2 protein-coding genes and 1 pseudogene are annotated in these 2541 nt (G+C 36.1%); 2 read left to right on the forward strand and 1 reads right to left on the reverse strand.

What is annotated here, in order from left to right; all coding sequences use genetic code 11:
• The first annotated feature begins 240 nt into the window (after positions 1-240).
• Both HFD15_RS13860 and HFD15_RS13865 read left to right on the forward strand, forming a co-directional pair.
• Complete coding sequence (locus HFD15_RS13860; protein WP_167593803.1) at positions 241-1026, forward strand: MATE family efflux transporter; 786 nt, start codon at positions 241-243, stop codon at positions 1024-1026.
• Between the two features lie 340 nt (positions 1027-1366).
• Entirely contained in the window at positions 1367-2260 is an 894-nt protein-coding gene (locus HFD15_RS13865; protein WP_037619890.1) for an SDR family oxidoreductase, read from the forward strand.
• 190 nt (positions 2261-2450) lie between these two features.
• Here HFD15_RS13865 and HFD15_RS13870 read toward each other — a convergent pair.
• Positions 2451-2541, reverse strand: a pseudogene (locus tag HFD15_RS13870) (IS6 family transposase); the annotation flags it as partial.

The following is a 2541-nucleotide window of genomic DNA, read 5'->3' on the forward strand; positions in this document are numbered from 1 at the left end:
ATCTTTTGTCTAGTATAACCTATTCAGAATGAATTAAAATCGAAACTTTTTGTGAGCTAGGTCTGTCCAATACCCAAGTGGCTTATTGGGACGTTGACGATAATCAACAGTTGTCGTTGGTTTGTTACTCTAAAAACTTGACTTAACGTCATAGCTCCACTTTAGTGAAAGGTGTAGTATAGTGAAAGGTGTAGTATAATGAATGTAGATAAGACAGAATAGAAAGAAATGGAGAGAATCGTGGAAGTAGGACAGCAAAAAGAAGGTTTTTGGAAAGTCGTTTTTTCGGTCGCGATTCCAGTTGCAATTCAAGGACTACTATATTCAGTATTGAACATACTTGATCAAATTATGGTAGGGCAAAAAGGTGAAACAGCCGTGGTTGCTGTAGGATTAGCCTCAAAGAATTTTTCTGTTTTGAATTTTACATTAATGGGTTTAACTGGTGGGCTCGCCATTTTATCAGCTCAGCTGATTGGTAATAATCAGAGAGAAAAGATCGCAAAAATTCAGGGAATGACTTTATTTTCAGGAGCAATATTAACTTTATTGTTTGTGGCAGTTTCACTCTTTTTACCAGTTTGGAGTATGCATTTGTTTACCGCAGATCCGAATGTAATTCGAGAAGGAGCCCTATATCATCAGGCACTTGCTCTAGGCTATATTCCAGTCCTACTAATTATGGTGTATTCGGCAGTTTTACGTAATGCTAAGATTGTGAAACTTCCTATGTATGTGGGAATGGCGGCCGTTGTGCTAAATGCCGCTTTGAACTATATTCTCATTTTTGGCCATTTTGGCGCCCCTGCTTTGGGTGTGTTTGGTTCAGGGCTTGCAACTACTATCTCTCAATATGTTGAGTGCGCCATTCTACTCGGTGTTGTATTTGGCAGGAAGCTAATCGGAAACTATGGCTTACGCAAACTCCTTTCTTTTCTAAAATTTGATGCAGACATAAAGTTGGACTACCATCAAATAGTTAGACATAAAATGAACTACAGTAAAAAACAAGACACGTCTTCTTAAATCATTCTTTTCCGGTCTACTTATATAATTGATAAAATAAATTGTTTTTTATAAAATTGATTTTTATAGTTATAATTTTTGAAACCCTTTTCTAAAAGGAACAAGAAATGGAGATTGACATAAAAAGAGTACCGCCACTTTGTTTTATGTTATTTTTATTTTTTAATAAATATTAGAAGTTTCAAGTAATAGAAGTTCTATTTATAACCTTTTATCGATAAAAGGCCTATTTTTATCGATTTTTCAGTAAAAACATTGTGAATATTGGTGCAAAAAGGCGTATCATTTTTAAAAAATTTTAAAGTACGTTAAGATAAATATAGAAAGTGAGGAGAAATAAATGACAGAACCCGTTTTAAGAGATCCGAGAAAATTATTTTATAATGATCGTTTTGAAAAACAAGATCAAGATACTCCTGCTCTCCAAACAAACATGACACCACGACCAGATTGCGGCGAAGAAAGTTATGTTGGAAGTAAAAAAATGGAGAATCGCAGAGTATTGATTACTGGAGCAGACTCAGGAATTGGACGCGCAGCTGCCATCGCATTTGCTCGTGAAGGTGCAGATGTGGCTTTCCAATACTTCCCAGGTGAAGAAAAAGATGCAAAGGAAGTTGCTGAACTGATAGAAGCAGCTGGAAGAAAAGCCGTATTACTTCCCTATGATTTGAGGGATGAACAGGCACCAAAAGAAATCGTTGCAAAAGCAGTCGCAGAATTAAATGGATTAGATACATTAGTTCTTAACTCAGCACAACAAATTTCCCAAGAATCGATTGAAACTTTACCTATTCAACAAGTAAAAGATACATTTACCATAAATATTATTTCGATGTTTGCGATTGTCCAAGAAGCAGTCAGTCATCTGCCTGCCGGTAGCAGTATTATTACGACGACTTCGGTACAAGCATTTAATCCTAGTGATAATTTAATGGATTATGCAGCTACAAAAGCAGCTATTGCAAACTTTACGGTTAGCTTAGCCACCCAATTAGCTAAAAAAGGTATCCGTGTCAATGGAGTAGCACCAGGACCAATCTGGACACCGCTTCAGTTGGATCAAGGACAGCCTGAAGAAAAATTACCAGATTTTGGACAACAATCATTATTAGAAAGAGCTGGACAACCAGTTGAACTGGCACCAGTATATGTCTTCTTAGCTTCAAATGATGCAAGCTATGTTACTGCTCAAATTTATGGTGTAACGGGTGGCGAGCCGATCAATCTTTAACACCAGTATTTAATAATGGTTTTATTAAGAGAAAGCTAATTCTCTTTGTTGATAGTTACTAGACTGATTCAAAAGTATACGAACAACAGACTAATAATCAGAGTACTTCGAATCAGTTGCAATATATTGAAGGAGGGGTTCTTTTGCAAAGTTTTAAATAAAGAATAAAATCCCTTACGGTATCTATGATTTAAGCTGGGATTTCCAATAATACCTTGATTTCAGTACAGACCGAAAACCCGAAGAGAGTGCCTTCTTTTCGGGTTTTCTTATATAATCCT

Origin of the sequence: Lactococcus sp. EKM203L (assembly GCF_011800585.1) — a bacterium.
In the GTDB taxonomy this organism is placed as follows: domain Bacteria; phylum Bacillota; class Bacilli; order Lactobacillales; family Streptococcaceae; genus Lactococcus; species Lactococcus lactis.